Source organism: Pseudomonas syringae group sp. J248-6, assembly GCF_032586995.1.
GTDB lineage: Bacteria > Pseudomonadota > Gammaproteobacteria > Pseudomonadales > Pseudomonadaceae > Aquipseudomonas > Aquipseudomonas amygdali.
In genome coordinates this window covers 450,174-471,909 of the sequence record NZ_JAWHOP010000001.1, presented here as the reverse complement: position 1 = coordinate 471,909, position 21,736 = coordinate 450,174, and the positions used below count along the sequence as shown (strand labels likewise).

The window sequence follows — 21,736 nt, the reverse complement described above, 5'->3', positions numbered from 1 at the left end:
CTTTTCAGGCGTTCAGCGAACTCAGAAAGTCGCCAAACCCGCCTCTGGCTTTTGAGTCCAGGCGGGTACTGGTCGTGACCCGCGGGCGGCAGCTCCAGGCGATCCGCGCGCCGATAAGCTCCAGCTGGCGAACCAGATGCACGTCTTCGTGACAGGCCAGTGCCGGAAACCCGCCTGCACTGATATAGGCAATTGAGCTCACGCCCAGGTTGGCACCATGAATTTGCCGATGGCCGTCCCGGTGCTGGTAATGCTTGAGGTAAGCCGCCTGCGCAGCCGCGGAGATATCCTTGTTCCAATCGCCGGGCATGACGGTCCCGCATACCGCATCGGCATCCAGTGCCAGTTGCTCGGCAAGCCAGTCATTCGCCACGGTGCTGTCGCCATCGGTGCACGCCAGCCAGCGCGCACCTCGGTCGAGGAGAAACGCTGCTCCTTCGGCGCGTGCCTGCCCGACGTTGCGGGCCGAGACCTCAAGGGCCATCACCCCATGCGCTCGCGCGATGTCTGCCGAGCTGTCGGTGCAACTGTCTAGAACCACCAGCACCTCTACTCGCTCACCCTTGAGATCCGGGTGTTCAGCCGCCTGCTTTATCGTTTCGAGGCACAAATCGAGTAGCTGCTCTTCATTGTGCACCGGGATCAGAATGCCGATCATCGGAGAATTCCTGTTCTGCTACGGAGGTTCCATCACGACTCCACAGGTCCAGCAGGAAATCCTGTTCGTGATGACTGAAAAGACGGTGCATGGTCAAGCGTTCGGCAAGGATGTCGTGTACAGCCTGTGCGTTCAGCGGGCAGCCCTCGATATCAGGGCGCCAGTGACAGGCGAGCAACTGACCATCGGGTGAAAGCGAGGATAGAATGCAGTCGATCAGGCGGTGCAGGTCATCGACGTCCAGGTAGTAACCCAGCTCGCTGAAGACGATCAGATCAAATTGTCCCTGCGGCCACTGCTGTGGCAAACGGGCCTGCAACACGCGCACATGGGGCAGTCCTGCCAGACGCTGGCGTGCCAGTTCCACCGCCAGGTTTGACGTGTCGCCGCACACCAGTGCGTCACAGCGCCCGGCAAGGTCGGCACTGAGTTCGCCGTTGGCGCAGCCGGGCTCGAATATCGAGCGATACCGTTCACGGGGCAGGGCCGCCAGTGTCAGCGCACGCTTGCGCCGCTCATACCAGCGTTGCTTGAACGCCCACGGGTCATCGTTGTTGCGAAACAGCTCATCGAAATAGCGGTCTTCGACGCTCATACGAATACCACTTCAAACGGTTGCAGCAGTCTTTCCAGAACAACGGCTGGCAGAACGGGCGCAAGACCGATGGCCGGGTCACCCTGCACTTGACTGGCGAAGGCCTGAGCGGCATTGCGTTTACGGGCAAGGGTCGCCGGGTCCAACAGCAACTTGCGTGCGCGGTCCCATGGCAGCCGCTCGTCTTCAGGGTCAGCCCAGTGCCAGGCCCAGATCGGTACTTCGCAAAGCTGCGCTCCGGTAGACGCACAGGCTCTTGCACTGGCACGGCCAACGGCTTCGTGGTCGCCATGACCATCTTCTGCCCAAGTGGCGAACACCACGTCGGCAGGGCCCAGATGACGTTCAAGAAACTCTGTCAGCTGATCTTCGGATTCGGCCACAGCCCCATCCTGCAAGCCGCAGCGCAGCCACTCAAGACGCTCGAGGGGAATATCGAGACGATTCAAGGCTTCGGCGCTTTCCCGGGGCCGGGTTGCAGACAGTCGCTCGACAGGCCATAGCGTGGAGCCCGGATGGCTGGCGGTGCCGTCAGTGACCGAGATCAACAACAGATTGCGTTCCAGTTGTGCTAACTGGCTCATCAAGCCGCCGCATGCCAGCACTTCATCGTCCGGGTGCGGGGCGATGATGACTGCCCTGCAATTGTTCGGCACCAGCAGGTCAGCGGTAATCGCCGGCACGCTGCGCAGCTTGCCGGAGGCGTTCCAGGCAGCCAGAGGCGTGCCCTGGCCAGACTCGTCGTCGCTGACTACAAAGCCTTCGCTCATGATAGATACGCTCTCATAGTGACCACGTGCGTACAGCTGGCAGCCGTTTACCCGTCAATTGACCCAGAGCAGCAAGGTCTTGCTCGGCATGACTCTGACGCAGAAAAACCGGCAGGTCGGTGATCAGTCGAGCGAAGTGCGGGTCCTTGCAGTAAGGACCGGCACCTACCGCGCGGCCCACATGCTGAATGACCAGCTCCGCAGCTTGCTCGACGTAGGCACGGCAACGTCTGGCAAGCACCTCGGCATTTTCAGCCGGGGCCTGATCCAGATGCGCAGCGGCGGCACGCAGTACATCGATTGCTGCGTGCAGCGCGACATCCACAGCACCCAGGTGCGCAAGAGCGTGCGGCTCTTCGCGTTTGCCGACCTGTGCCAGTAAGCGCTGAGCGATGGCACGTGAGGCACCATACCAACAGGCCGCGATGCCGATGCCGCCCTGCCAGAAGCCGGGCCGTTCCAGATAGCCGCCCGGCGCTCCGATCGCTTGCCCGGCAGCGTCCACGAAGACCACTTCGACGCTACCGGTAGCGCCCATGCCCACTGCGCGCCAGCCATCACTGGTCATATGCACGCCGGGCTGGTCGAGACGCACCGCCACCAGTTGCTGGCGATGCTCTTCATCCCATGTGGTGATCAATGCATGGCTCAAGGCCGTAGCCCCGGAACACCAAGCTTTTCGGCCATTCAAACGAAGTGAATCGCCAGTACCGCTGATATTCACCCGTGCCTGCGGCGGCTCTGCCGCCCACATGCCCCAGGTGCTGAATTGTTCGGGGGGCGGGGCACCCAGTTCCGCCATGATCGCCAAGGCGTCGGTATGCCCCTCGTACAACTTGCACAACCCCAGGTCGTGGCCTGCAATGCAGGCCAGCGCCCGCCAGCGCTCAAGTGTCTGACCGCTGGCAGGCAGGGGGAGCTGATCCAGACCTTCGTTGACCAATGCCTGCAAGCACTCGCCCAGCGCGCGCGTATCGGCATAACCGTGCTTGCGCCAGTCGAGAAACTCACTCAAGGCATCGATCATTGCTGGTCTTCGCGCTTCAGTTCGAACAGCAGCAGCGAGCGCGGCGTGACGGTATATTGCGAACCGAACGCAAAGTGCTCCTTGCTGCGTGCATCATCCTGATTGGTGTCGATCAGGCACTCGTAATGGGTGCCTTCAGGCACTTCCGGCAGGGTGAAATTGACCCCGTCGTGGTGCGCGTTGACGACCAGCAGCAGCGTGGCGTCGGCACCTGGACGACGGATACCGGTTTCCTGTGCGCGACCATCCATCAACATGCCCAGGCAACGGCCATTGGCATCGTGCCATTGCTCGACACTCATCTCGTTGCCATCCGGCGCAAGCCAGGTCACGTCCTTGACGCCGATTTCTTCATTGTAATCGCCTACCAGGAAGCGGCTGCGACGCAGGATCGGGTAGGTCTGACGGAGCTTGATCACGCGGGTCACGAACTTGAGCAGCGCTGCGCCGTCCTCGTCCAGATCCCAGTTGATCCAGCCAATTTCGCTGTCCTGACAGTAGGCATTGTTATTGCCGTGCTGTGTACGGGCGAACTCGTCACCGGCGACGATCATCGGAGTACCTTGTGCCAGCAGCAAAGTAGCGAAGAAGTTACGCATCTGACGCAGACGCAGGGTGTTGATTTCCGGATCTTCGGTCGGGCCTTCAACGCCGTGGTTCCAGGACAGGTTGTTGTTGCTGCCGTCCTGGTTGTTTTCGTCGTTGGCTTCGTTGTGCTTGTCGTTGTACGACACCAGGTCGTGCAGCGTGAAGCCGTCGTGCGCGGTGATGAAGTTCACCGATGCCTGCGGACGCCGACCGCGCTGGTTGAACATATTGCCGGAGGCAGTCATGCGTGCCGCGAAGTCTGCCAGTTGGCCTTCGTCGCCTTTCCAGAAGGCACGTACGGTGTCACGGAACTTGTCGTTCCACTCCATCCAGCCCGGCGGGAAGCCGCCGACCTGATAGCCACCAGGGCCACAGTCCCAAGGCTCTGCGACCAGTTTGACCTGACGCAGCACCGGGTCCTGACGGCAAGCGACGAGGAAGCTGTGGCGCTCGTCGAAACCGTCGTGGTAGCGACCCAGAATGGTTGCCAGGTCGAAGCGGAACCCGTCGACGTGCATTTCCGAAGCCCAGTAACGCAGGGAGTCAGTAACCATCTGCAGTACACACGGATGGCTCAGGTCAAGGGTGTTGCCGGTGCCTGAGTCGTTGATGTAATAGCGCTTGTCGTCCGGCATTAGCCTGTAATAAGAGGCGTTGTCGATACCGCGCATGGACAGGGTAGGGCCTAGCTCGTTGCCTTCGGCCGTGTGGTTGTAGACCACATCGAGGATGACCTCCAGCCCGGCATGGTGTAGGTGTGCAACCATTTCCTTGAATTCGGCAATCTTGCCGCTCGCCAGATAACGCGGGTCTGGCGCAAAGAACGCAATACTGTTGTAACCCCAGTAGTTGGTCATTCCTTTTTGCAGCAGATGCTGGTCGTTGACGAAGGCGTGGATCGGCAGCAGCTCGACGGAAGTCACACCCAGCTTGCGGATGTGGTCGACAACGGGAGCTGATCCCAGACCGGCAAACGTGCCGCGCAGCTCTTCGGCAACTTCCGGGTGGCGCATGGTGATGCCGCGCACGTGGGTTTCATAAAAAATGGTCTTGTCCCAAGGCGTACCGACGCGCTGATCGCGGCCCCAGGTGTAAGCCTCGTCGATTACCTTGCTCTTCGGTACAAAGGGCGCGCTGTCACGTTCATCGAAGCTCAGGTCGCCGTCAGGATGACCAATGGTGTAACCGAACAATGCTTCAGACCACTTCAATTCGCCGACCAGTTGCTTGGCATACGGGTCGATCAACAGTTTGTTGTGGTTGAAGCGATGACCGTTTTTAGGGTCATAAGGGCCGTAGACGCGATAGCCATAGATCAGGCCCGGGTGTGCATCGGGCAGGTAGCCGTGATACGTCTCATCGGTGTATTCCGGAAGTTCGATGCGTTCCAGTTCGATTTCACCGGTCGAGTCAAACAGACACAACTCTACTTTGGTTGCGTTGGCCGAAAACAGGGCAAAGTTGACACCCAGGCCGTCCCAGCTAGCGCCGAGAGGAAAGGGAAGTCCTTCACGAATGCGAGACGGGGTGCTGCCTGGATTGTCTTGCGGGGCTGAATTATCTTCTGCCGTTGTAGTGGACTTCGTATTCATGATGACTTCCTGACGTCGAATGATTTTCTGAGCGGCCAAGGCCGCTATCGAAGCCACAAAGGCTTCAATATTGACGATAAAGTATGGGGGTGTAGCAGGCCTCATCTCCGATCAGAGTGCGACCTGCAACAATGGACTGGCGCCCGGCCAGAAGAGTTTCAAGAATTCGACGGTTTGCGTGGCTTCTTGGCAGCAGGCTTGGCTGGGGCATCAGTTGGCGCAGCGGCAGCCGGCTTTGCTTTGGGAGCAGGCTTGGGAGCCGCCTTGGCCGCTGGCTTGGTCTTGGTTTCAGCTGCGGGCTTGGCCGCTGGCTTTGCTGCGGGTGCTGACTTCGCCACAGGTTTGGCCGCGCCCTTGGCAGGCGCCTTGGCGCTGTCTACCTCAGGCAGCTTGGGCTTGCTCGACTTGCGCACGCTGGACTTGTTCGGTGCCAGGGCTTCGGCTTCTGCAAGCTTGCGCGCCATTTCCCAATGACGCTCGTCGTGTCCAGAGGGCTTACCCTCGGACTCCCAGATCTGGTAAGCAAAATCGCGAATTCTTTTTTCGTCGGCACTCATCTTGAGACTCCCAGCTATTACATAGTTTGAATAAGCAAATTGACGGAAAATCTTTCAAGCGCTGCACTGAGCGGTATCTCCCGAACGTGTGTTGTGACACCGTCGGAAAAGAGTCCTTTCCAGTCAGATCCAGAGTCGGCAAACGGAAGCATAATCCGTGTGTCGCCCCAATTGGCAGCATTAATCAATGGAGTTTGCGCAGTACCCAATAGTTCACTGCTTGTGCGTGGGACTACGATGATAGCGCGCACTCCTTGTGTCTCCCGGGCAAAAGCCATCACGTGCTCGGCGTGGCTACCCTTTATTTCCAGAGGCTGATAACGCCCCTCGCTGAACAGCGTTGGATGCTCGGCACGCAGGTTCAAAACCTTCGCAATCAGCGCCTGTTTGATGCGGCCATCCTGCCAGTTATCGAGCAGGTCGGCAGCGCTTGCATCTTCTGCCAGCGCTTTCTGTCGGGCTGCATAATCAACCGGTCGCCGGTTGTCCGGATCCACCAGGCTGAAATCCCAGAACTCGGTGCCCTGATACAAATCGGGAACACCGGGTACGCTCAAGCGTAGCAAGGTTTGCGCCAGACTGTTGAGTGCTCCGGCGGTCGCGATACGATTGGCCGTTGCGCTCAGGGACTGACGCAACGCCAGCGCTTCAGGGGCCAACAGCAAGCGTTCAAGAAATTCACGGCAAGCCGTTTCGTAGGGCTGATTCGGTGCGCTCCAGCTGCTTTGCAGCTTGGCTTCGCGCAGGGCTTTTTCCTGCCACTGCACCATGCGTTGCGCGTATGCCTTGTGAGCGTCTTCGCCCTCCAGGCTCAGCGGCCAACTGCCCAGCAGCGCTTGATAAAGCATCAGCTCGTCACCCGCACTGATGGCCGGCTCTTCGCCTTTCAGCGGCACCGCCAGTTGTCTCCAGCGTTCTACCTGTTCGGCGTACCACGGCGCACATTCACTCAAGACAGCAAGGCGTGTACGTGTGTCCTCGCCACGCTTGTGATCGTGCGTTGCAGTGGTCAGCAGGTTGTCGGGGAATTTTTCCAGACGCTCCAGGCAGACCTGATGGAAGTCTTCCACCGGCGCACTGAAATGCTGCGGATGAAAGCCTACGTCGTTGCGCGACAACAGCACTGCAGAGCGATAGAACGAGGTGTCCTCAACCGACTTGGCGGCAACCGGGGAGGTCAGTTGCTGGAATCGTACACACGCGTTCTTGTAAAGCTTGCGCAACGGTCCGCGTGGCAGTTTGCGCCACGCTTCGCCACCCAGCCAGCGTGCCAGATAATCCAGCACTGGCCAGTCGCCTTCGTTCAAAGTGCTGCGAGCGCCTTCCATTGCCTGCTGGAAATACTTGTCGTCCTGCGCCGAGCGGCCGCATACCGAGATATAGGTGCGATAAATCGGAAAATTGACGATCAGCGCGAGCAGGGCACGGCGAATTGCACCCAGCGTGAGGTCACGACTCATCAGGTCGCTGCGTGCAACTTGCAGCAACGACTGCGCGACGTTCTCGAAATCGCCCGCCAGTGTGCCGTGCAGGACCAGATCCCGGGCCACCAGCACTTCTTGATCGAAGTCAGCGGTACGTTCTGTCAGTCGACTCCACAGCTCTCCAAGCGGCTCTTTGCCCTTGGGATCGTGTTGCAGCAGCGAGACCTGATTCATGAACTCGTAGCCGGTCGTGCCGTCCACGCTCCAGTCTTCACGCAACGGCTCATCCGGCCCCAGAATTTTCTCGACGAAAATAGGCAGATGATCAATGCGCGCCTCGGCAGGACGCAGCTTGAGCAGGCTTTTTACCCGGCGATGCAGCTTGCGGCCGTAGCCGCGCGGGTTGGCCAGCCCATCGATATGATCGATCCGCAACCCGTCAACCAGGCCGTCGGCAATCAGCTGGAATATCTTGCCGTGGGTGGCTTCAAATACCTGCGGCCGTTCGACACGCAAACCGCCCAGCTCGTTGATGTCGAAGAAGCGCCGCCAATTGATGTCATCACCGGCAGTGCGCCAACTGGCCAGACGATAGTGCTGACGTTCCAGCAACTGATGCAGACGCTGAAAGCCTTCCGGCTTGCTGGAGTCGAAGTGCGCAAGGATCTGCTCGATGCCTTTGAGCACCTGCGGATCTTTTGCCAGCTCGGCCAGTTCGGTTCTCGCCTGACGTGCGCGTTCGTAGGCTTGCGGGTACTGGGCAAGCGCAGTGAAGCGCTGGCCCATTTCCTTCAATTGCGGGTGCTCCACTGCCTGTAGCAATGAATCATAGGTCAGCGGGCAGATCGGGAAATGATGCTGGTAGTGCTCGATATAAAACATGCCGCGCTCGGCGTTGAAGCGCAGCGGGATTTCTCCGGCCTGCAGGACGGTGCCGTAATCGCTGCTCAGAAACGGCAGCAGCAACTGGCCTTCCAGCAACGGATCCGGCGAATTCCACTGAATGTCGAAGAACTCGGCATACGGGCTGCGCCGACCCCATTCGAGCAGGTCCAGCCACCAGGGATTGTCTGCACCACCGACGGCCATGTGGTTGGAGACGATGTCGAGGATCAGCCCCATGCCGTGTTCGCGCAAGGCCGATACCAGACGCAGCAGGGCAGGCTCGCCACCCAGTTCCGGGTTGATGACGGTCGGGTCGACGACGTCGTAACCATGCATTGAGCCAGCACGCGCCTTGAGCAGCGGCGAGGCATAGACATGGCTGATCCCCAGGCTGGCGAAGTAGGGCACCAGTGGCACCGCATCGTCGAGCGTGAAATCTTTATGAAATTGCAAACGCTGGGTAGCGCGCAAAGGCTGTAATGGACGGGTCATTGGTCACGCTCCGCAGCTTGCAGCCGGGATTGGGAGAGCAATTCCAGTCGTCGAGCAGCATTCGGGTTATCAAGCAAGGAGGCTGCATCGCCGGGTAGGCGCCTGCGCCAGTTCGGGTGGCTGTCAATGGTGCCGGGCAGGTTGGCCTGCTCCTCGACACCCAGCGCATCTTCCATCGGCAGCAGCACGAGCGGAGCGCGCGTATGACCCAGATAACGGATGCCCGCGTCGATGATCTGTTCCGGGTCTTCACTGTCTGACGGCAGGCTTTCGACGTTCTGGCTCAGGGCCCGGCGCAGGCTTGCATATTCGCGCCCACGTTCTTCACGCCACTGCGATTCATGTTGCTCGTCGATGTGACCCAGTCGTGCATTCCACTCGATGTCCAGCTCGCTGAGCCAGCCTGCCAGTGTCGGCAAATCGTGGGTGCTGGTGGTAGCCAGTGCCTGGTCCGACCAATCAAGAATGGGTTTGAACTGACCGTTATTCTGTTCGAACAGCAGCACGCGCATGCCCAGAATCGCCCGGGCGCTGAGTTTGTCGCTAAGGCCTTCAGGCACAGTGCCAAGGTCTTCACCGAGCACGATCGCCTTGTGCCGCCAGGATTCCAGACTCAGCAGGCGCAGCATGTCATCCAGAGGGAAATTCAGATAAGCGCCTTCGCTGGGCGGCGATCCATGCGGAATGACCCATAGCCGTTGCAGGCCCATGACATGATCGATACGCAAGCCGCCAGCATGGGCGAAATTGGCACGCAGCATTTCGATGAACGCGCGAAACCCGTTACGTTTGAGGCCGTCCGGTGAAAAGGCCGAAATCCCCCAGCTCTGTCCGGCGCGGTTGAGAATGTCGGGTGGTGCGCCAACGGTCAGGGCCGACAGCAACTCGTCCTGACGACTCCAGGCCTGGCTTCCGGCACCATCGGCACCCACAGCCAGGTCAGCGATCAGGCCGATGCGCATGCCACTGCTGCGTGCTGCAGACTGCGCGCGCTCCAGGCCGCGGGCGATGAGCCATTGAGCGAACGCATGAAAACTGATGTGCTCGCTGTGCGCTTCGGCAAATGCTGCGACGGCGTCACTACGAGGGTCTTTGAACTCTTCCGGCCATTCATGCCAATTGCTGCCGATATTCAACGTTTCGGATTCGGCACACAGCGCTTCGAAGCGGCAGTGGTTCTCCAGGGCCTCGCCACCGCTGTGGCGGAAGCTGTTGAAGTCTTCGTGCAAGGGGTGATCACCCGCACTGAACCCTTCATACAGCTTGTGCAGCGCTTTCCACTTGGCCTGGGCAGCAGCAGGCCAGTCAATCAACTGCTGCGCTTCCAGTTGCTTCATTTCGTCGCCGACGCGCGCGTCTTCTATCGCCTGACGCCATGCATGTTCACCCAGAATGGCACCGGGCGACGCATACAGGCTATTTAGAAACAGTCGGCTGGACGGCGAATAAGGGCTGTAACGGTGTGGATCATTGGCGAACATTGCATGGATCGGGCTGATGCCCAGCGCATCGGCACCGCGCTCTCCGGCAGCGCGAACAACCTTCTCCAGTGCTTCCGTATCGCCAAAACCGCCATCGCCCTCGCGGCGCAGGCTGTAAAGCTGAGCAGTCAGACCCCAGCCATGTGGCTTCGGCGCATCGGTGGCCATTGCCATGCTGAAACAGGTTTTAGGGGCGACAGCGATGGTCAGATGTTGACCGGCAATCTCCAACTGTTGATAGCCGGGCGGTGCCAGCGCTGGAAGTTCGCCGGACGCGGTTAGCCTGGCGTCCAGCGATGAACCGTCTTCTAGGTGCAGCGTGAATGGCGTTTGCGGCGCAAACCACTCGGACAGATCCAGATTACTGTCCGTGTCGACCGTCAGCAGCGGCGGGGCGCTTTTGCCGTGGCTGGCGTTTTGCAGGCTTAACAGGCTGGCATCGATAGCCTCACCGTTTTCGGCCGGATAGCCCAGCGCTTCCAGAACCTTGCGCAGTACATCAGGGCTGACAGTCTGCGGCCGAGCGTTGGCATCGACCCAATGCACCGATAGCCCTGCCTCGGTAGCAAGCCTCTCCAATTGCTCATTGTTCATCCTGTTCCTCCAGAACATCACTTGCTGTCAGGCTGACAATGGCCGTGTAAGGATTGAGGATGGCCTGCGGGGAAAGTTCGGACGATTTTGCCGCGCTGGAGAATATCTGCCGGGCATTTTGCTGCGCCGGGGCATCGACAGCCTGTTCGCTGAGGTTCAGGTCGATACGCAGTTCGCTGCCATCGCCAAGCGCCCAGCGAGCACTGACGGCCTTGTCGCCGAGAATATCGGTTTTCAGGAAGCGTGCACCGGGCAGGCGCGGCATAATTTCCTTGTGCCGCAAAGCCAGCAACTGTGTATAAAAGTCGACCCAGCTGCGGTGATCCAGGCCTTTGTCGGTCTCCAGATCAACTGCCGAAAACGCCGGACGTGATGCCTCGAATGTCTTGATGTCGTTCGGGTCGGGAATGTGCTCGCGCTTTTCCGGATCGGCGAATGCGGCAAAGTCGGCGAACTCCTTGCGACGTCCTTCGCGCACCGCATCGGCCAGTTCGCCATGGTGGCTGGTGAAGAACAGAAACGGTTCGCTGGCCGCCCACTCATCGCCCATGAACATCAGCGGAATCATCGGCGAAAGCAGCAACAGGGCGGTTGCGGCCCTCAGCGCAGCAGGCGTGCACAGCTGCGGCAAACGTTCACCGAGTGCGCGGTTGCCGATCTGGTCATGGTTCTGCAGGAACAATACAAAGGCAGTCGGCGCAAGGTGGCCGCTGGGCTCTCCTCGCGTGTGTCCATGCCGCGTCTGTTCGCCCTGATAGACAAACCCTTCGCTGAGCAGGCGCGCAAGCTTTTGTGTAGGCTCCTGAGCGAAGTCGGAATAATAGGCGTCGGTTTCACCGGTCAGCAGCACGTGCAAAGTGTTGTGCCCGTCGTCGTCCCATTGTGCATCGAAGCCTTTCTCCAGAAGACCGGCCTGGTTGAACTCGTTCTCAAGGTTCAGCCACACGTGCCTGCCCGGCTCGATCTGGCCGCGTACGCGAGTTGCGAATTCTGGCAGGAACGTTTCATCGCGAATGGCATGCACAGCGTCCATGCGCAAGCCGTCGATGCGGTATTCCAGCAGCCACATCAGCGCATTGTCGACGAAGAAGTCGCGCACCTGCGGGCGGCGAAAATCAATGGCATCGCCCCACGGGGTATGCAGATCGCTGCGGAAAAAATCCTTGGCGTAACTTCCCAGGTAGTTGCCGTCCGGGCCGAAGTGGTTGTACACCACGTCCAGTATCACCATCAGGCCAAGACCGTGAGCCGTATCGATCAGGTGCTTGAGCTCTTCCGGAGTGCCATAGGAAGATTGCGGGGCGTAGTGCAGAACGCCGTCGTAGCCCCAGTTGCGATCACCGGGAAACTGCGCAAGCGGCATCAGCTCGATCGCGGTAATGCCCATTTGCGCAAGGCGCGGGAGGTGTTTTTCCACCGCAGCATAGCCGCCCATCGCACCTACGTGCAGCTCATAGATCACCGCCTCATGCCACGGCCGACCTTGCCATGAGGTGTTTTGCCATGAATAGGCCAGAGGGTCCACTACGAAGCTTTGAGAATGGACATCGTCGACCTGCGCGCGGGAGGCGGGGTCAGGCACTTCCAGTTCATGATCGATTTTGAAGCGGTATCGAGTGCCCGCTTCGCAGCGGGCCTCAAGGACGAACCAGCCTTCCGGCTGGGGCAGCATGGCCAGTGACTGAACACCCTGGCCATCCTGGAGTTCGACATTTACGTAGTTGGCATCCGGTGCCCAGAGGGCAAACCGGGTGTGTTCGGGGTCTAGCAAGACGGCGCCGTGGCGCCAGTTATCGTCTGTACGCAGTGGCATCCATTGATCCTTAAACTAGTAGTTGCTGGAAATGCTCACGTTTTTCTTCAACAGGTCGCGGTAGAGATCTGCGTAGGGCTCTACTGCCTGATGCCAGTTGAAGGGAGCAGCCATTGCACGGCAGCGCATGGCGTTGAGCAGCTCACGGTGGGCGAATACCTGAAACGTGCGGTTCAGGGCTTCGGTGTAGCTTTCGATGGTTGATTTTTTGAACAGGAAGCCGGTCACGCCGTCCTCGATTGTGTCCGCCAGGCCGCCGGTGTTGCGTGCGACAGGCAGGGAGCCGAAGCGTTGCGCGTACATCTGGCTCAGACCGCAGGGTTCATAGCGCGATGGCATCAACAGAAAATCGCTGCCGGCGAACATGCGTCGTGCGTCGGTTTCATTGAAGCCGATACGCACACCAATGCGCCCCGGGAAGCGTGCGGCCAGCTCGCGCATGGCATCTTCTTCCTCAGGCTCGCCGCGACCGATAATTGCGATTTGTCCGCCGTTGTTGACGATGTGCTCGGCAACCCCGATGGTCAGGTCCAGGCCTTTTTGATACACAAGGCGCGAAACCACTGCATACAGGGGCCCGGTCGAGGCATCCAACTCAAACAGCTCACGCACATAGTCGGCGTTGATTTCCTTGCGCGTCCATTCGTTGGGCGCAAAGTGGCAGATCAGGTGTTCGTCGGTCGCTGCATCCCAGCTTTCGTCGATTCCGTTAGGGATGCCGCTGAGCTGACCCTTGTCAGCCTTGCTCTGCAGAAAGCCTTCCAGGCCGCAACCAAACTCTGGCGTGGTGATTTCCCGAGCATAGGTTGCACTCACGGTCGTAATGTGGCTCGCGAAGGCCATGCCCGCCTTGATGAAGGACAGCTTGCCGTAGAACTCCATGCCTTCCGGGTTGATCGCTTCATCTGGAATGCCCAGTTCACGACTCGAAGCGGTACTCACGGTCCCCTGATAGGCCAGATTGTGAATAGTAAAGATGCTTGGCGTGGACTGCCCGCGCCAGCGCATATAAGCAGGTGCCAGACCGGCAGGCCAGTCATGGGCATGGACCAGCTCGGGGCACCATTGGCTTTTCACTTCGCCAGCCGCAAATTCGGCAGCCGCGAGCCCCAGACGGGCAAAACGAATATGGTTATCGGACCAGTCGCGGCCATCGCTGTCGGCGTAAGGCGTGCCTTCACGCTCGTAAAGCTCAGGGCAGATCAACACATAGATCACAAGGCCATCTTTCATGTCCATGCGACCCACCTTGCAAGGTGGCAGTGCAGCATGCCCGCCCAGCTGGCTGATGATATGGATCGGGTTTCCGCTGTTGATGACCTGCGGATAACCTGGAATAAGAACCCGCACGTCATGCAGGTGGCGCATTGCTCGTGGCAACGCGGCGGATACGTCGCCCAGCCCACCGGTTTTCACCAGGTCGGCCAATTCCGAGGTCACGAACAACACTTTGCGTCTGCTGACCTGAGACATGGTCGGCGTAGGCTGAATTGTCGAGGTTGGTAATTGCAGCAAAGGAACGCTCTTGGTAGAGAAGACTGGCAGATGAGTCAGCTCGCCGACAGGCTGGTTAAAACTCTCTCCCTTCTGGGTTTTGACAGCGGCGCTAATCATCGATTTTTCCCCTTAAAACAGTCTTGGTGCATCACTTGATTTTTATTGGCCATTTCCTATGGCCGGGTACACATACGTGCACTACGCAAGATCAATACCCGTTTGGACCATGCGTAGTGACAAAGCCGCGTGATGTCGCCATTACCGGATGTCAGCCAATAGCATAGATGCTCCATTCACCTGACCGGGGCGTTTTGGAGAAGTTTCGACTTTTTTCTGCGCGAATGTCTGGCAAGGGCTTTGAAGCCGCGCCTGTCGGGACGCTGCAAGGGCCAGCCCGGCAGTCGTTGCGCTTTTTTATGGGTTAAATTCGAGTCCCGAGCGCGCATGACCGGTCGTCGGATCGTTCGACAATCGAGGTCATGCGTTTCTTTTTTATCGAAAAAAACGGGTGAGTGGAGGTGCTCATGAGCCCCATCGGTGCGTCGCGCCTTTTCTGGGTGCGTCTGGCGGTCAATCTGTGGGCGTGGCGAGAAAATTCCTACATCCGCGCTGGAACATTTTGCAGCGAGGCAGGATAGAATCGGGCTGGACGCTCTAGTCACAGAGCTGGCTTGAAATAACGCGCTGGCCTGAAAGAGTTACCCTTTGACTGATTTTACAGAATCACTTTTATTGAATTGACGAGGATGGAAATGGAAGCCCCCGAGGTATTGGTACTGCAAGCGAGTTACACGAATCCCGTGCACGCTGATGCAATTGGATTTGTGCTGAACGAATATTCGATGGATGTCATGGGCACAGGTCGGCCACTGTCGAGCGATGCGCGTCAGCAGTTGGCTATCGAGCTGGCCAAACGTCCCTACGCTTTCAGTGTGCTGGCGTTCATTTCCGGAGAGCCGGTAGGTCTGGTCAATTGCTTTGAGGGTTTTTCAACCTTTGCCTGTCGTCCGCTGGTCAATATTCACGACGTTGCGGTCGTCGCTCAATACCGCGGTATGGGCATCAGCCAGAAAATGTTGCTCAAGGTGGAAGAGATTGCACGCCAGCGAGGTTGCTGCAAACTGACGCTTGAGGTTTTGGAGGGCAACGATGCGGCGCAAGGTGCCTACAGGAAGCTCGGTTTCGACAATTACCAGTTGAGCCCTGAAATGGGGCGTGCCATGTTCTGGCAGAAGGCGCTATAAAGTACGCAGCAGGTTTGCGTGCAGCCGTATCGAGGACAAGGAAGAGCTGTTCAGCAGATTCGGACAGGGAAGGGGCGTAGACTGTGAGAGCAGATCAAGTGGGCAAGCCAGAATATCGGGCTTGCCCTGAAGCGTTTTAAGGGGTGATGCAATGGCAGTCAGGCTTGAAGCATCTTGCCGGGTGCAGACAAGTGGGGTTGCTGCAGCATTGAGCTCAAATGAGCGACCTTTTTCTGCAACTGCTCGCGCTCTTCTTTCAATGCGCGCAATTCGTCGCGACGGATCGTGACATACAGGGTTTGTGGTGCAAGTGCTGGTAGTACAGTGCCCATTGCTCACCTCGCAAATGGCGGATTCAACCTCAGAAAGGTCCGTGGCAATGACTTTCAATCCATGAGCGCCGCTGCTTACCCTCTCTATCGGCACCGATTTTGATTTCTTTTGCATGATTTTGGAACTTTTTTATTTTTAATTGTCGCGAATGTTTATTAATCGCGACAAAATGCACCACAGGAGGGCGTAAACGCCTTCATCTTCTCGCAAGGGAACCGACGTTCCGCCTCGCTTGACTAACCAGCATGCTCGCAGCCTGTCGATGCGCTGGACAGCAAGTGCGGCACCTTTTTACGATTTAAGGAGCACCTTCATGCAACTTGGGATTATTGGACTGGGCCGCATGGGCGGCAACATCGCACGCCGCTTGATGTTGAACGGCCACACGACGGTTGTGTATGACCGCGATGAGGCATCACGCAACGCCCTGGCCAATGACGGTTCAGTTGCAGTCGCAGGCCTCAAGGAAATGGTCGATGCGCTCGACAAGCCCCGCGCCATCTGGGTAATGCTCCCGGCAGGTGCGCCGACCGAAGAGACCATTCAGACCCTCAGCCAGTTGCTTGACGCCGATGATGTGATCATCGACGGCGGTAATACCTTCTACAAGGATGACATTCGGCGCGCTCAGGAGCTCACCGAAAAAGGCTTGCACTACGTCGATGTCGGCACGTCAGGCGGGGTATGGGGGCTTGAGCGTGGCTATTGCATGATGATCGGAGGCGAGGCCGCTGTTGTCGAGCGCCTGGATCCGCTGTTCGCGACACTGGCTCCCGGCCTTGGCTCGATCGAGCGCACTCGTGACCGCAAATCGACCGACGACCGCGCCGAGCGCGGTTATATCCACTCCGGCCCTGCCGGTTCCGGCCATTTCGTGAAGATGATCCACAACGGTATCGAGTACGGAATGATGCAGGCCTTCGCCGAAGGCTTCGATCTTCTCAAACAGAAAAACTCCGAGCATCTGCCAGCGGAGCAGCGTTTTGACCTGAACACCGCCGATATCGCCGAGGTCTGGCGTCGTGGCAGTGTGGTGTCTTCCTGGCTGCTGGACCTGACCGCTGATGCGCTGGCCACCGACCCGCACCTGGATGCTTTCTCCGGTTCGGTTGCCGACAGTGGCGAAGGGCGCTGGACGATTGAAGCTGCCATCGAGCAGGCGGTTCCGGTTCCTGTACTGTCCAGCGCCCTGTTTGCGCGTTTCCGTTCTCGCCAGACAAGTTCGTACGCGGACAAGATGCTGTCCGCCATGCGCTTCGGATTTGGTGGCCACAAGGAACCCAAGTAATGGGCCTGTCGCGTGGCAGCGCCGAGCAAAAAGCCGAAGTGGCTCCCCCCACGACCCTGTTTCTGTTTGGTGCCCATGGAGATCTGGTCAAGCGCCTGCTGATGCCGGCACTTTACAACCTGTCACGCGACGGTCTGGTGGATGAAGGGCTGCACATCGTCGGCGTTGATCACAATGCGATCAGCGATGCCGACTTTGCGAAAAAGCTCGAGAACTTCATTCGCGATGAAGCCGCCGGCAAGGTTGCCGGTGGCGGCAAGGACCCACTCGATCCTGCGCTGTGGAGCAAGCTGGCCGAGCGCATCAGTTATGTGCAGGGTGATTTCCTCGACGACTCCACCTATCAGGACATCGCCAGCAAGATCGAGAGCACCGGCACCGCGAACGCGGTGTTCTATCTGGCTACTGCGCCGCGATTTTTCAGTGAGGTCGCCCAGCGGCTGGGTTCGTCAGGTTTGTTGCAGGAAACCGAAGATGGCTTCCGTCGTGTCGTGATCGAAAAGCCCTTCGGCTCCGATCTGGCCAGTGCGGTCGAGCTCAATGGCTGTTTGCTCAAGGTCATGAGCGAGAAGCAGATCTACCGGATCGACCACTACCTGGGCAAGGAAACGGTGCAGAACATTCTGGTCAGCCGTTTCTCCAATGGCCTGTTCGAATCGTTCTGGAACAACCACTACATCGACCACGTACAGATCACGGCGGCGGAGACCGTAGGCGTCGAAACCCGTGGCAGCTTTTACGAACACACCGGTGCATTGCGCGACATGGTGCCCAATCACCTGTTCCAGTTGCTGGCGATGGTTGCCATGGAACCGCCGGCTGCTTTCGGTGCCGATGCTGTTCGCGGCGAGAAAGCCAAGGTGGTTGGAGCGATCCGGCCCTGGAGTCAGGAGGAAGCTCTGGCCAACTCGGTACGTGGCCAATATGCGAAAGGCGCGATGGGGGACAAGGAGGTCGTCGGCTATCGTCAGGAAGATCGCGTGGCGCCCGACAGCACAACCGAAACCTATGTCGCGCTCAAGGTCATGGTCGACAACTGGCGTTGGGTCGGGGTGCCGTTCTACCTGCGCACCGGCAAGCGCATGAGTGCTCGCAGCACGGAAATCGCTATCTGCTTCAAGCCCGCGCCGTATGCGCAGTTTCGCGACACCGAAGTTGACCGCCTCAAGCCCAACTACCTGAGGATTCAGATCCAGCCCAACGAAGGCATGTGGTTCGATCTGTTTGCCAAGCGTCCTGGCCCGGAACTGAAAATGGAAGATATCGCGCTGGGCTTCGCCTACAAGGATTTCTTCGAGATGCAGCCCTCCACAGGTTACGAAACCCTTATCTATGACTGCCTGACCGGTGATCAGACGCTCTTCCAAAGGGCCGACAACATCGAGAACGGCTGGCGTGCCGTGCAGCCGTTCCTCGACGCCTGGGCTGCGCAACCGGAAGTGCAGCTTTACGAAGCTGGCAAGGATGGCCCGCAAGCGGGTGAAGATCTGCTGAGCCGTGATGGCCGCGAATGGAGAGAATTGAATGTCTGAACTGCCCGTACAGTTCCTCTTGTCCGACATCGACGGCACGTTACTGCGCCGTGATCACAGCCTTAGCCAAGCCAATATCGACGCCATCAAGCGCCTGCGTGATGCTGGCGTTCACTTCACGCTGGCCAGCAGTCGCCCGCCCAGGGCCATGCGCCAGGTGATCGAAGCGCTGGGTGTGGATTTGCCCACCGTGGCGTTCAATGGCGGCACCATCACTCATCCCGACGGTAGCCTGCTGGTGGCTCATCGCATTGACCCGCGCGCAGTAAAGATATGTCTGGATTTGTTTGCCGGCCAGAACGTTGCCACTTGGGTGTTTGCCGACGATCAGTGGCTGTTGCTCGATCCTGACGCCGATTACGTCGATCATGAGCTCGATGCGCTGGGTTACCGCTATGTTCAGGTCGAGAGTTTCGAGCCGTATCTGGATCGCGTCGACAAGATCGTCGCGGCCAGTGCTGATTTCGACTTGCTCAAAACCCTTGAAGCGCAGCTCAATCCGCAGATCGAAGGGCTCGCGCTGGCAGCACGTTCGCAAAAATACTACCTGGATGTGACCGCGCTGGAGGCCAACAAGGGTGCCGCTCTGGTCGCGTTGGCGGACTATCTGGGAGTCGACCTTTCTCGCACTGCGGCCATAGGCGACGGCGGCAACGACGTGGCGATGTTCCACAAGGCCGGCTTGTCGATTGCAATGGGGCAGGGCGAGCAGACAGTCAAGGGACAGGCTGATCATGTTACAGATAGCAATGAGCAGGACGGCGTTGCCGTCGCCATCGAGCGTTACATTCTTCCGGCTTGATAGAGCGGTTTGCGCACGCTGACGAATCATCATCACGACGGGCATTTCTGAATGGCGGCACTGATCGAAGATTACGCATTGCTGGGCAACTGTCAGACAGCGGCGCTCGTCGCCCGTGATGGTTCGCTGGACTGGTTGTGTTTCCCACGCTTCGACTCTACGGCCTGTTTCGCCGCTCTATTGGGTAGCGATGAGCATGGCCGCTGGAAGATTGCGCCGACTGCCGAGGTTATCGCTGTCGAGCGCCGTTACCGCGACGGCACTCTGATTCTTGAAACTGTTTTCGAAACCCGTGACGGTCGCGCCATGCTGATCGATTTCATGCCCATGAAGACGACTGGTCATGTGGTGCGTATCGTGGTCGGGCTGTCCGGGCGTGTCGAGTTCGGTGTGGACCTCGCCATTCGCTTCGATTACGGCAGCAGTGTGCCCTGGGTCGAGCGCAAGGACGAACATACGCTGACTGCCGTGGCCGGGCCGGAAATGCTCGTGCTGCGCAGTCCTGTGGCCTTGCACCCGCAGGATCATCACACCGCCAGCCGTTTTCATGTCGGTGAGGGCGAGCGCAAGGTTTTCACGCTCGCTTATCAGGCGTCTTTCGAGCCGTTGGCTGCGCAGATTGATGCCGATCAGGCGCTGGAGGTTACGGCCGCCTATTGGCGGGAGTTTTCTGATCGCTGTCCTGACGTCGGGCCGTGGACGGCTCAGGTAAAGCGCTCGCTGATCACCCTCAAAGCCATGACCTACGCCCCTACCGGTGGCATTGTTGCCGCCGTGACCACTTCATTGCCCGAGCAGTTGGGTGGCGAGCGTAATTGGGACTACCGCTATTGCTGGCTGCGTGATGCCACCATGACCCTTCTGGCGTTCATGAATCTTGGCTATTTCGAGGAGGCGACCGCCTGGCGAGACTGGCTGCTACGCTCGGTTGCCGGCAACCCGGAACAGATACAGATCATGTACGGCGTGGGCGGTGAGCGACGTTTGCAAGAGTACGAACTGCCGTGGCTGAGTGGTTACGAGAACTCGCTGCCGGTGCGGGTCGGCAACGGCGCGGCGACTCAAGTGCAACTGGACGTTTATGGCGAGGTTGCCGATGCCATGATCCAGGCGCTGAGAGGCGGCATGCCGCAGCACCCGCGCAGCGTGGCGATCTCCAAGGTGGTCATGCCCTATCTGGAAAAGATCTGGCACCTGCCGGATGCTGGTATCTGGGAGATTCGTTCCGAACCGCGCCACTTCACCCATTCAAAAGTCATGGCCTGGGTGGCCTTCGACCGAAACGCCACTCAGATCGCCAAGGCTGCCGAAAACGATGAGGATCGTGCGTTGGCGAGTCACTACCGGCGTGTAGCAGACGAGATCCATGCTGATGTCTGTCGCAACGGTTTCGATGCTGATCTTGGCAGTTTCGTGCAGACGTATGGCTCGAAAGAAGTCGACGCCAGTCTGCTGCAAATTGTGTTGACCGGTTTTCTTGCGCCGGAAGATCCTCGTGTCACCGGTACTGTCGCGCAGATCGAGCGCACACTGATGCAGGATGGCCTGTTGCTGCGTTACGACAACGAGCGCAGTGTTGATGGTGTCGCCGGCCGCGAAGGGACGTTTCTGGTGTGTTCGTTCTGGCTGGCTGACGCTTACGTGCTGCTGGGTCGGGCTGATGACGCTGCACGGCTGTTCGAGAGGCTGTGTGATCTGTGCAACGACGTCGGCCTGCTGGCGGAGCAATACGATCCGAAAGATGGCCGCATGCTGGGCAATTTCCCTCAGGCGTTTAGCCACATCGGCATCATCAACACCGCATTGAATCTGCATCGAGCGGTGTGCCCCGCACTGGCTCGCACATCGAGCGAGCTTGAAGGCGCATGATCAGTCGTCGCGGCCAGCCTTGCGAAAGGTCAGGTTGATCCGCTGTTCGCCGAGCAGAGGGTGCTCGGCCTGTTTGACGGGCAGGATGCCGTGGAAGCGCAACCGGTCCTCGCCGCCCCAGACCACTACGTCGCCATGAAACAGTGAGATGCGTTGGGTCTTGTCGCTGCGCAGCATGCCGCCGAACTGGAAGATGGCCGGAATACCCAGCGATACCGATACCACTGGCCAGCGGTGGTCGTGTTCGTTTCTGTCCTGATGCAGAGACATCTTCGCCCCGGGGATGTAACGATTGATCAGGCAGGCGTCAGGCACGAACCCGGCATAACCTGCTGCGAGCGCGGCGTCCTGAGCCAGTTGCATGAAGGCACCCGGCATCGCCGGCCAGGCCTGTCCTGTTTGTGGGTCGGTTGCGGTGTATCGATAACCATGACGGTCGGTTATCCAGCCCAGTTGTCCGCAACTGCTCAGCGCTGCAGACATGCTCAAGCCACTGGGGGTCTGCATGTGCCTGAATGGAGAAAGGGCCAGTGTCGCCTCAAGAGAGTCCAGCAGTTGTGGCATGACAGGCAGCGCAAAGCCTCTGAGCAGCCATGACCCAGGCCCGATCAGCTCATTGCTTGCAGGCTGGGCCGTCTGGTCGGCAAACATATCCAGGTTGGCGGGCGTGTCACCTTTGCGTTGCATGGTCGGGT

General features: G+C 58.9%; 17 protein-coding genes. 5 read left to right on the top strand and 12 right to left on the bottom strand.

Features of this window, described 5'->3' with window-relative positions; all coding sequences use genetic code 11:
* Positions 1-4 precede the first annotated feature (4 nt).
* From RYC17_RS01550 to glgA, 10 genes are all read right to left on the bottom strand, one after another.
* Complete coding sequence (locus tag RYC17_RS01550; RefSeq protein WP_316902331.1) at positions 5-658, bottom strand: glycosyltransferase; 654 nt, start codon at positions 656-658, stop codon at positions 5-7.
* Complete coding sequence (locus tag RYC17_RS01545) at positions 627-1,253, bottom strand: SAM-dependent methyltransferase (RefSeq protein WP_058402269.1); 627 nt, start codon at positions 1,251-1,253, stop codon at positions 627-629. The genes RYC17_RS01550 and RYC17_RS01545 overlap by 32 nt, the downstream gene beginning before the upstream one ends.
* A complete protein-coding gene (locus RYC17_RS01540) occupies positions 1,250-2,023 on the bottom strand; it encodes a PIG-L deacetylase family protein (RefSeq protein WP_058408156.1) in 774 nt (257 codons plus the stop codon). Before RYC17_RS01540 ends, RYC17_RS01545 begins: the two co-directional genes overlap by 4 nt.
* A 13-nt stretch (positions 2,024-2,036) precedes the next feature.
* Entirely contained in the window at positions 2,037-3,050 is a 1,014-nt protein-coding gene (locus RYC17_RS01535; RefSeq protein ID WP_316902329.1) for an acyl-CoA dehydrogenase, read from the bottom strand.
* Complete coding sequence (gene glgX, locus RYC17_RS01530) at positions 3,047-5,230, bottom strand: glycogen debranching protein GlgX (RefSeq protein WP_058402272.1); 2,184 nt, start codon at positions 5,228-5,230, stop codon at positions 3,047-3,049. The genes RYC17_RS01535 and glgX overlap by 4 nt, the downstream gene beginning before the upstream one ends.
* A gap of 158 nt (positions 5,231-5,388) precedes the next feature.
* Positions 5,389-5,787 (bottom strand): DUF2934 domain-containing protein, encoded by a 399-nt coding sequence (locus RYC17_RS01525; RefSeq protein ID WP_058408154.1) that lies wholly within the window; start codon positions 5,785-5,787, stop codon positions 5,389-5,391.
* 17 nt (positions 5,788-5,804) lie between these two features.
* A complete protein-coding gene (locus RYC17_RS01520; RefSeq protein WP_316888681.1) occupies positions 5,805-8,588 on the bottom strand; it encodes a malto-oligosyltrehalose synthase in 2,784 nt (927 codons plus the stop codon).
* Positions 8,585-10,663 (bottom strand): 4-alpha-glucanotransferase, encoded by a 2,079-nt coding sequence (gene malQ / locus RYC17_RS01515; protein WP_316888679.1) that lies wholly within the window; start codon positions 10,661-10,663, stop codon positions 8,585-8,587. The genes RYC17_RS01520 and malQ overlap by 4 nt, the downstream gene beginning before the upstream one ends.
* On the bottom strand, positions 10,653-12,476 hold the full coding sequence (gene treZ / locus RYC17_RS01510) for a malto-oligosyltrehalose trehalohydrolase (protein ID WP_316902327.1): 1,824 nt from the start codon (positions 12,474-12,476) through the stop codon (positions 10,653-10,655). Before treZ ends, malQ begins: the two co-directional genes overlap by 11 nt.
* A 15-nt stretch (positions 12,477-12,491) precedes the next feature.
* Positions 12,492-14,090 (bottom strand): glycogen synthase GlgA, encoded by a 1,599-nt coding sequence (gene glgA, locus RYC17_RS01505; RefSeq protein WP_316902325.1) that lies wholly within the window; start codon positions 14,088-14,090, stop codon positions 12,492-12,494.
* 635 nt (positions 14,091-14,725) lie between these two features.
* On the opposite strand from glgA, the gene RYC17_RS01500 reads away from it, so the two are divergent.
* Positions 14,726-15,217, top strand: a complete 492-nt coding sequence (locus tag RYC17_RS01500) for a GNAT family N-acetyltransferase (protein ID WP_316902323.1) — start codon at positions 14,726-14,728, stop codon at positions 15,215-15,217.
* A gap of 158 nt (positions 15,218-15,375) precedes the next feature.
* Here RYC17_RS01500 and RYC17_RS01495 read toward each other — a convergent pair whose 3' ends face one another.
* Entirely contained in the window at positions 15,376-15,549 is a 174-nt protein-coding gene (locus RYC17_RS01495; protein ID WP_002553283.1) for a DUF6026 family protein, read from the bottom strand.
* Positions 15,550-15,863: 314 nt separating this feature from the next.
* On the opposite strand from RYC17_RS01495, the gene gnd reads away from it, so the two are divergent.
* From gnd to RYC17_RS01475, 4 genes are read left to right on the top strand one after another with little or no spacing between them, the layout of a single operon-like run.
* Complete coding sequence (gnd, locus tag RYC17_RS01490) at positions 15,864-16,838, top strand: phosphogluconate dehydrogenase (NAD(+)-dependent, decarboxylating) (RefSeq protein ID WP_316902321.1); 975 nt, start codon at positions 15,864-15,866, stop codon at positions 16,836-16,838.
* Positions 16,838-18,370 (top strand): glucose-6-phosphate dehydrogenase, encoded by a 1,533-nt coding sequence (gene zwf, locus RYC17_RS01485; protein ID WP_058408148.1) that lies wholly within the window; start codon positions 16,838-16,840, stop codon positions 18,368-18,370. The genes gnd and zwf overlap by 1 nt, the downstream gene beginning before the upstream one ends.
* Positions 18,363-19,172 carry a Cof-type HAD-IIB family hydrolase gene (locus RYC17_RS01480; protein ID WP_058402279.1) on the top strand — a complete coding sequence of 270 codons (810 nt, stop codon included), beginning with the start codon at positions 18,363-18,365 and terminating at the stop codon, positions 19,170-19,172. The genes zwf and RYC17_RS01480 overlap by 8 nt, the downstream gene beginning before the upstream one ends.
* A gap of 51 nt (positions 19,173-19,223) precedes the next feature.
* Complete coding sequence (locus RYC17_RS01475; RefSeq protein ID WP_058408146.1) at positions 19,224-21,041, top strand: glycoside hydrolase family 15 protein; 1,818 nt, start codon at positions 19,224-19,226, stop codon at positions 21,039-21,041.
* Here RYC17_RS01475 and alkB read toward each other — a convergent pair whose 3' ends face one another.
* The gene (alkB, locus tag RYC17_RS01470) at positions 21,042-21,728 is read right to left on the bottom strand and encodes a DNA oxidative demethylase AlkB (protein ID WP_316902319.1); all 687 of its coding nucleotides are present in this window, start codon (positions 21,726-21,728) and stop codon (positions 21,042-21,044) included.
* Positions 21,729-21,736: the final 8 nt, after the last annotated feature.

What these genes read in the sequence shown, in the direction of transcription:
- RYC17_RS01550 (WP_316902331.1), bottom strand. Translation starts at nt 658, where the DNA reads ATGATCGGCATTCTGATCCCGGTGCACAATGAAGAGCAGCTACTCGAT.
- RYC17_RS01545 (WP_058402269.1), bottom strand. Translation starts at nt 1,253, where the DNA reads ATGAGCGTCGAAGACCGCTATTTCGATGAGCTGTTTCGCAACAACGAT.
- RYC17_RS01540 (WP_058408156.1), bottom strand. Translation starts at nt 2,023, where the DNA reads ATGAGCGAAGGCTTTGTAGTCAGCGACGACGAGTCTGGCCAGGGCACG.
- RYC17_RS01535 (WP_316902329.1), bottom strand. Translation starts at nt 3,050, where the DNA reads ATGATCGATGCCTTGAGTGAGTTTCTCGACTGGCGCAAGCACGGTTAT.
- glgX (WP_058402272.1), bottom strand. Translation starts at nt 5,230, where the DNA reads ATGAATACGAAGTCCACTACAACGGCAGAAGATAATTCAGCCCCGCAA.
- RYC17_RS01525 (WP_058408154.1), bottom strand. Translation starts at nt 5,787, where the DNA reads ATGAGTGCCGACGAAAAAAGAATTCGCGATTTTGCTTACCAGATCTGG.
- RYC17_RS01520 (WP_316888681.1), bottom strand. Translation starts at nt 8,588, where the DNA reads ATGACCCGTCCATTACAGCCTTTGCGCGCTACCCAGCGTTTGCAATTT.
- malQ (WP_316888679.1), bottom strand. Translation starts at nt 10,663, where the DNA reads ATGAACAATGAGCAATTGGAGAGGCTTGCTACCGAGGCAGGGCTATCG.
- treZ (WP_316902327.1), bottom strand. Translation starts at nt 12,476, where the DNA reads ATGCCACTGCGTACAGACGATAACTGGCGCCACGGCGCCGTCTTGCTA.
- glgA (WP_316902325.1), bottom strand. Translation starts at nt 14,090, where the DNA reads ATGATTAGCGCCGCTGTCAAAACCCAGAAGGGAGAGAGTTTTAACCAG.
- RYC17_RS01500 (WP_316902323.1), top strand. Translation starts at nt 14,726, where the DNA reads ATGGAAGCCCCCGAGGTATTGGTACTGCAAGCGAGTTACACGAATCCC.
- RYC17_RS01495 (WP_002553283.1), bottom strand. Translation starts at nt 15,549, where the DNA reads ATGGGCACTGTACTACCAGCACTTGCACCACAAACCCTGTATGTCACG.
- gnd (WP_316902321.1), top strand. Translation starts at nt 15,864, where the DNA reads ATGCAACTTGGGATTATTGGACTGGGCCGCATGGGCGGCAACATCGCA.
- zwf (WP_058408148.1), top strand. Translation starts at nt 16,838, where the DNA reads ATGGGCCTGTCGCGTGGCAGCGCCGAGCAAAAAGCCGAAGTGGCTCCC.
- RYC17_RS01480 (WP_058402279.1), top strand. Translation starts at nt 18,363, where the DNA reads ATGTCTGAACTGCCCGTACAGTTCCTCTTGTCCGACATCGACGGCACG.
- RYC17_RS01475 (WP_058408146.1), top strand. Translation starts at nt 19,224, where the DNA reads ATGGCGGCACTGATCGAAGATTACGCATTGCTGGGCAACTGTCAGACA.
- alkB (WP_316902319.1), bottom strand. Translation starts at nt 21,728, where the DNA reads ATGCAACGCAAAGGTGACACGCCCGCCAACCTGGATATGTTTGCCGAC.